This is a genomic window from Bradyrhizobium sp. WSM4873 (genome assembly GCF_055811355.1).
Genome location: NZ_JBVVPS010000054.1, coordinates 21,042 through 27,222, shown reverse-complemented (window position 1 = coordinate 27,222; position 6,181 = coordinate 21,042). Strand labels below are relative to the sequence as shown.

General features: G+C 60.8%; 5 protein-coding genes, 1 pseudogene and 1 riboswitch. Of the genes and pseudogenes, 1 reads left to right on the top strand and 5 read right to left on the bottom strand.

Features of this window, described 5'->3' with window-relative positions; translation table 11 throughout:
* Nucleotides 1-730: 730 nt before the first annotated feature.
* A pseudogene (locus tag AC0L21_RS36080) lies at nt 731-951 on the bottom strand (integrase core domain-containing protein); the annotation flags it as partial.
* 89 nt (nt 952-1,040) lie between these two features.
* Between AC0L21_RS36080 and AC0L21_RS36075 the strand changes: the two are divergent.
* Nucleotides 1,041-1,274, top strand: a complete 234-nt coding sequence (locus tag AC0L21_RS36075) for a hypothetical protein (RefSeq protein ID WP_473266596.1) — start codon at nt 1,041-1,043, stop codon at nt 1,272-1,274.
* A gap of 159 nt (nt 1,275-1,433) precedes the next feature.
* Here the strand turns inward: AC0L21_RS36075 and AC0L21_RS36070 are convergent, their stop codons facing one another.
* The 4 genes from AC0L21_RS36070 to AC0L21_RS36055 form a co-directional block, all read right to left on the bottom strand.
* A complete protein-coding gene (locus tag AC0L21_RS36070; RefSeq protein WP_473256147.1) occupies nt 1,434-1,790 on the bottom strand; it encodes a hypothetical protein in 357 nt (118 codons plus the stop codon).
* Nucleotides 1,791-2,933: 1,143 nt separating this feature from the next.
* A complete protein-coding gene (locus tag AC0L21_RS36065) occupies nt 2,934-3,587 on the bottom strand; it encodes an anaerobic ribonucleoside-triphosphate reductase activating protein (RefSeq protein WP_473256146.1) in 654 nt (217 codons plus the stop codon).
* Nucleotides 3,544-3,735, bottom strand: coding sequence for an anaerobic ribonucleoside-triphosphate reductase (gene nrdD / locus AC0L21_RS36060; RefSeq protein ID WP_473256145.1), 192 nt, complete (start codon nt 3,733-3,735; stop codon nt 3,544-3,546). Before nrdD ends, AC0L21_RS36065 begins: the two co-directional genes overlap by 44 nt.
* 13 nt (nt 3,736-3,748) lie before the next feature.
* Nucleotides 3,749-5,785, bottom strand: a complete 2,037-nt coding sequence (locus tag AC0L21_RS36055; RefSeq protein WP_473266594.1) for a ribonucleoside triphosphate reductase — start codon at nt 5,783-5,785, stop codon at nt 3,749-3,751.
* A 107-nt stretch (nt 5,786-5,892) separates the two neighbouring features.
* A riboswitch (cobalamin riboswitch) is annotated at nt 5,893-6,104 on the bottom strand.
* Nucleotides 6,105-6,181: the final 77 nt, after the last annotated feature.

The following is a 6,181-nucleotide window of genomic DNA, read 5'->3' as shown; positions in this document are numbered from 1 at the left end:
AGTTCTCGGTGGTGATAGGGGCGGTGCCATCAAAGTGGTTCAGCGGCGTATGGCGGGAAAGATCAGCATGGGCGCGCGCCGGGAGGCGCTGCCGACCGCAGCGAACGACATACATCGAGCAAAATAAGCGTTTCCGGTGCCCGCTCGCAGCGCGGTACTTCCGACGGAGGCGCAAGCCATCCTGATGCGAGTCAGCTGTAGGCTGGGATAAAATATTGGCTGGAGTGGCGAAAAAGCTTGAATCGGACGCAGCGCAAGATTGTACCAAGCAGATATTCGAGCTTTCTACCGGCTGCTATCGCTAGTGGGGGGAGTGCGAATCAAGACCTCCAGCGAAGTAGTCGTCCTAATGACAATGGCCATTCTTGTTATCACTATGATCTTCTTCGTCGGCTTTGGAGTGGGTTATGGCGCTCGCAGTTGGCGGTCCCGCAAGCGACGTGAGCGCGCCCGGCGATATGGCGTTTTCCGTCACTCCGGCGGTGGTGCCCCGCCGCCTTTTCGAGTTCCTCCAGCCCCTCGTTTCTAGGGATTGGAATTATCCCGCCTGAGGAGGAATTGGATGGACAAGTGGTGTCTGACGGGACCCGTGAAGTGCGGAGTTGAATGCGGGGCGAACACCTTCGCTCCATTGCCGAGGAGGCACTTCGCGCTTGTTCGACATATAGAACTGTTATGAGCCCCACGCGGTCCGCGAATGGAAAAGAACCCAGGCCGGTGCGATCCCGCGTCAGGGGCCCACAGACGTAGGAGCGACGGGAGCTGGCGCGGAGCCTTCCGCATAGCGCAGCGCCAGATCCCGGGCGCGGGTGGCAGGTCACGAACTCGGACGGGGTTCTCCATCCGAGCGGCGAGTGGGGTCGCGTATCGTTGTAGTCGGCCCCGCCAGCATCCAAGCGTGACGCGGGCTTGGGCCAATGACGTGAACAGCGTCTCGTTCAAAAACTTATCCGCAGCCGACCGTTGATGGGGAAGACGGCCCCGCTCCCTCGGCGCCGGCGCTATGCTGGCGATGTCTGTACCTAACAGGAGCAATCATCATGGAAGCCGTGACAATTGGCTCGGATATCGCGAAGCACGTATTTCACGTTCATGCGGTTGACACTCAAGGTCAAGTGACCAGCCGCCAACGCCTCCGGCGCGACTTCTTCTCGTCGCTGTCGCCCTGCCTGGTTGGGAAGGTCACGCTCGATAGAGGCGACCCGGAAGACGACGAGTCACCGGTCGAAGAATTCCCATGGCGAGGAGCGTCATCAACCGATTGCTGGTGGTGAATCGATTACGGGTTCGAGGAGGTCGAATGGATTCCGTTCGTCGAGGGAGGGCCACACCTGAGAACGGTCCGCAAGCTGATCCTGCCGTGAGCCGACCGATGGGACCCACGCGAGTCATCTCAATAAAGGGGCGAAAGAGAAGTTAGGACTTTTACGCTTTCAATCCGAGCCTTCCGGGTTTCCGAGGTCAATCAATTCGGCCAAGACGTGATCTAGACTACCCGCGTCCCGATCCAGCTCGATCAAGAAGGCACCGTAGAACTCGTTGTGATGGATTCGTCCAAAGCGCCGGTCCTCATAGATCTCTCTTTCCGCAGGTCGCGCTAGGCGCAAGCGCATGATGCCGTAATCGTCGCACAGAAGGGCCCCGCCAGACTTCAGGGCCGAGAGTTTCGTGCGCAATTCCTCACCTTTTAAGATCGCTTCGGCTGCCGCGTGGGTTTTTGAAGCAAATGCAAAGACGGGACGCCGGTCGACCTCAACCGCGAAAACGGAAAGGGAGGGGAATTCTCTCATTTCTTGATCTTCAGACCGATCTCAACGAGCCGTCGAATTGCTTCGGACAACTGAGCTGCTGCCGGTTTGATGGACACCGAGTTAAGCTAATCCCACCTTGCGTTCGAGCTCAACGGGGCCGGCCTCGCAACTACCAAAAGGGGGCGCTGGACGCGCGGACCGCACCAAGTTAGCCTCGTCCGATGGCCGTTCGGGGAGACACACAAACACAAGATGAGCTGGAAGAAGGAACTAGAGGCGCTGCTTCAACAATCCGCGGCAATGTCGAACGCGCAGGAACATTAGCACCTATTCCAAAGCCGACAGCGCCCATCGCGCCGATTGCAAACGCTCCCCAACGGGGCTTCCCCGCCCGATTCTCCCCGGCCGTTGAGCTGGGACAGCTCCGAACGAGAGCACTTCACCAAGCGACTTGCGGATTTCAAGGTGCACGAAGAGGGCGTTCACCGCGATCGCGAGGAATATTGTTGCCGCACGATGCACGGGACACGCGATCTCGCGAGAGGCCAAGGCATAGAGGAGCAGACCTAAGTGCACGCAAATGCGCGTAAATTTGCTAATTCCGGCCATCAGTTCCCGGCGGCCATTGCTGCCTAAGCGCTTCGCCACCGACCTTCGCCTGCCTGGGGTGCCGGACGCGTACGCTGACCGCCGGCCTCTGGTGCGGATGTCGGATGAGGAACAAGAATGCCGATTAACAATTGCGACACAGTTCACGCGAAGCAGCATTAGAGCAGTTCAGTTCGGCACACTGCCTGCTTTGTTCCACGCTACGATCCCCGACGTTGGTGGCGATTCGGGAGCGATCTTGGAGACAGGCGGCCCTGGCCACTCTCCCACATTTCTGCTGAACATAGCAGATCAGCCACGCGCCGCGCCCATGGTGGCCTGGCGCGAAGGCATTCACGGACTGTTCAATGCGGCTGTGGACTTGACGCGTCGCTTCGGACAACGGAATCGTTGCGCGCCTGCCTAGAGCCGCACCACCAGCAGACACCGGCGCCCGCAGATCTCCTGCGGCAAAACGCGAAGTGTTTCTCCAGCCGCCGCAGCAGTGTCTGGTGTCGGGCGGACCGCAACTCGGGGGGGAATGGCAGGGATATGTGCTGCAACCGGCACCCGGACGGCAGCGGCTCACGGGGACTAAAGAAGGCTCGCGGTCGTGCATCCCGCCGCCCGGAACGGCTGAAGCCGATGGGCAGGAACGCCAAGCGCGACAAGGTCGGACGCCAGACGCGCCAGGTCGGAGCGATCCAGCAAAGCATTATGAACCGTCGTGCGGATATCGCACGCGACGCCGCTTTCGAGCAGACGCACGAGGCTGGCCTTGGCGTTGATGCCGCTCCCAACGACGCCAGTGATCCGCTTGTAGTGATCGAACGCAGCCTTGACGTCGAAGCCGATCCAGTCGACGAGCGGCAGTACAGCGGACAGCCGTGTGGGACAGGGCCCGGCGGTGTGCAATCCGACGCGGAAGCCGAGTTCGCCTCGCACGGCACGCATTGCGTCCGGCAGCGCAGCCTGGAGAGTGGGTTCGCCGCCAGAGAACACCACGCCGTCGAGCAGCCCGCGACGGCTATCGAGAAAAGATAGCACTTCCTGCCACGGGATTTCCGACTCTCCCCTCGGGGAAATCAGATGCGGGTTGTGGCAATAGCCGCACGACCAAGAGCAGCCCTGGCAGAAAACCGTTGCCACGAGCTCGCCCGGCCAGTCGCAGGTGGACAGCCGGGCGACCCCGCCAATTCGCAGCTCAGCCGAGCGCGGCGCGCGTTTCAGCGAAGAACCTGCGCTCATTGTGCTCGCCTTTCTTGCCGCAATTGAACGACGACACCGGCCGGTGATAACCCATCACGCGAGTCCAGACCTCACAGGGCTGGCGCTCGTCGTGGCTGAGCGTCCCCGCAGGATCGCTGCTCGTCGTATGGGCATTAGACTCGTTCATCTGTGGTCTCCTTTCAGTTCGCGGCGGCATGCCGCTTGAGTGCGAGCTTTTCGGCGTCGCATTTGGGACAGAAGACATGCTCGCCTTCGAGATAGCCGTGCGTCGGACAGATCGAGAATGTCGGCGTGACGGTGACGTAGGGTAGGCGGAAATTTGAGAGCGCCCGCCGCACGAGCTTCTTGCACGCTGCGCCTGAGGACAGGCGTGAACCCATGTAGAGATGGAGCACCGTACCGCCGGTGTATTTGCGTTGCAGCTCGTCTTGGCGCTCAAGCGCCTCGAATGGATCATCGGTGAGGCCGACCGGAAGTTGGCTCGAATTGGTGTAATAGGGGAGATCGCCGGTGCCCGCCTGCAAGATTCCGGGGTAGCGCTTGCGGTCTTCCTTCGCGAAGCGGTAGGTCGTGCCCTCCGCCGGCGTGGCTTCGAGGTTGAACATGGTGCCGGTTTCGGTCTGGAACGCCGAGATGCGCGCACGCACATGATCAAGCAGCCGTACCGCAAAGGCATGGCCCCAAGGTGTGCTGATGTTCTCGCAATCGGCGGTGAGGTTGCGGATCATCTCGTTGACACCATTCACGCCTAGCGTGGAGAAATGGTTGCGTAGCGTGCCGAGATAGCGCTTGCTGTAGGGAAAAAGTCCGTGGTCCATGTAGCGTTGCACGACCGTGCGCTTGATTTCCAGGCTGTTGCGGCCGATTTCCAGCAGCGCATCGAGGCGATCGAATAGGCCCGCTTCGTCGCCGCGATGCAGATAGCCGAGGCGAGCGCAATTGATGGTAACCACACCAATAGAGCCGGTCTGCTCAGCGCTGCCGAACAGGCCGTTGCCGCGCTTGAGCAACTCGGTAAGATCGAGCTGCAGCCGACAGCACATCGAGCGGACCATGTTCGGCTTAAGCTCGGAATTGATGAAGTTCTGGAAGTAGGGCAGGCCGTATTTCGCCGTCATCTCGAACAGGCGATCTGCGTTCTCGCTCTCCCACGGGAAATCCGCGGCGATGTTGTAGGTCGGGATTGGAAACGTGAATACACGGCCCTTGGCATCGCCGTTCGTCATCACCTCCATATAGGCGCGGTTGATCATGTCCATTTCGGACTGGAGGTCGCCATAGGTGAAATCCATCCCCTCTCCGCCGATCACGGGCACCTGTTCGCGCAGGTCCTCCGGGCAGGTCCAGTCGAAGGTGAGATTGGTGAAAGGCGTCTGCGTACCCCAGCGCGAGGGGACATTGAGGTTGTAGATGAGCTCCTGGATCGATTGCAGTACATCGCCGTAGCTCAAGCGGTCCCTCCGGATGAACGGCGCCATGTAGGTGTCGAACGAACTGAAGGCTTGCGCGCCCGCCCACTCGTTCTGCAACGTGCCTAGAAAATTGACGATCTGCCCGACCGCACTCGACAGATGCTTCGGCGGGCCGGCCTCGACCTTGCCGGGCACCCCGTTCAAGCCCTCGGTCAAGAGCGTGCGCAGCGACCAGCCGGCACAATAACCGGCGAGCATGTCGAGGTCATGGATATGGAGGTCGCCGTCACGATGGGCGCGGCCGATCTCCGGCGGGTAGATGTGCGACAGCCAGTAGTTGGCGACGACCTTGCCCGAGAGGTTTAGGATGAGTCCGCCCAGCGAATAGCCCTGGTTGGCGTTGGCATTTACGCGCCAATCGCTACGTTCGAGATACTCGTTGATGGAAGCGGCGACATCAACCGTCGTCGTGTGGTCCTGGCGCGCCTGTCCGCGTTTCTCGCGATAGACGATATAGGCGCGCGCAGTGGCGAAATAGTCCGCCGCGATCAGCACCTGCTCGACGATATCCTGTACCTCCTCAACTTTGGGAGTTGCGCCGACGAAGCGGTGCGCGATGACCTTGATAGTCTCTTCCATGAACCGGCCGGCCGCCTCGTCGTCGAACTCGCCGCTCGCCCGCCCCGCGCGCGCGATCGCAGAACGGATCTTGCTGGCATCGAAGACAAGCGTGCCGCCCTCGCGTTTGACGATCGAGCGCGGCAATGCGGCTTGCAACGAATTGCTTTGACCCAGACCAGACATCGGCATCCCACTTGGGTTGGGGCAAGGCTGAAGTAGGCGCATGCGGAAAACGAGCCGCCCTCGGCGGCCCACTGCCGGCTAGCGACCACCGGGACACCCCGCCCGAGGACTCTGTTGTTGTCACGGCAGGTCTCCTGGCTCGCGGGTTCTTGCTGCTGTCTGGCCTTCCCGGCGCCGAGATTTTGCGCCAGTGACTCTGTCGACAGCGGCTCGCCGCTTACAGTTGCGGGGGCAGCGCCGGCTTTGGCTTTCGGCCGTACCGGCTTCCCTCTTAGCTCTCTATCTTGCGATTTGAGAGACCGTGACAACTACATCTAGACGCCGTATTCGATTCTGTGTCAACAGACGGTTCGTCGTTGACGAAGCCTCCGTCCTTGGTCCAGCGGCGCTCGGCGA

Excerpts from the sequence above, each read along its gene's own strand:
- AC0L21_RS36075 (WP_473266596.1), top strand. The coding sequence starts at position 1,041 with ATGGAAGCCGTGACAATTGGCTCGGATATCGCGAAGCACGTATTTCAC.
- AC0L21_RS36070 (WP_473256147.1), bottom strand. The coding sequence starts at position 1,790 with ATGAGAGAATTCCCCTCCCTTTCCGTTTTCGCGGTTGAGGTCGACCGG.
- AC0L21_RS36065 (WP_473256146.1), bottom strand. The coding sequence starts at position 3,587 with ATGAGCGCAGGTTCTTCGCTGAAACGCGCGCCGCGCTCGGCTGAGCTG.
- nrdD (WP_473256145.1), bottom strand. The coding sequence starts at position 3,735 with ATGAACGAGTCTAATGCCCATACGACGAGCAGCGATCCTGCGGGGACG.
- AC0L21_RS36055 (WP_473266594.1), bottom strand. The coding sequence starts at position 5,785 with ATGTCTGGTCTGGGTCAAAGCAATTCGTTGCAAGCCGCATTGCCGCGC.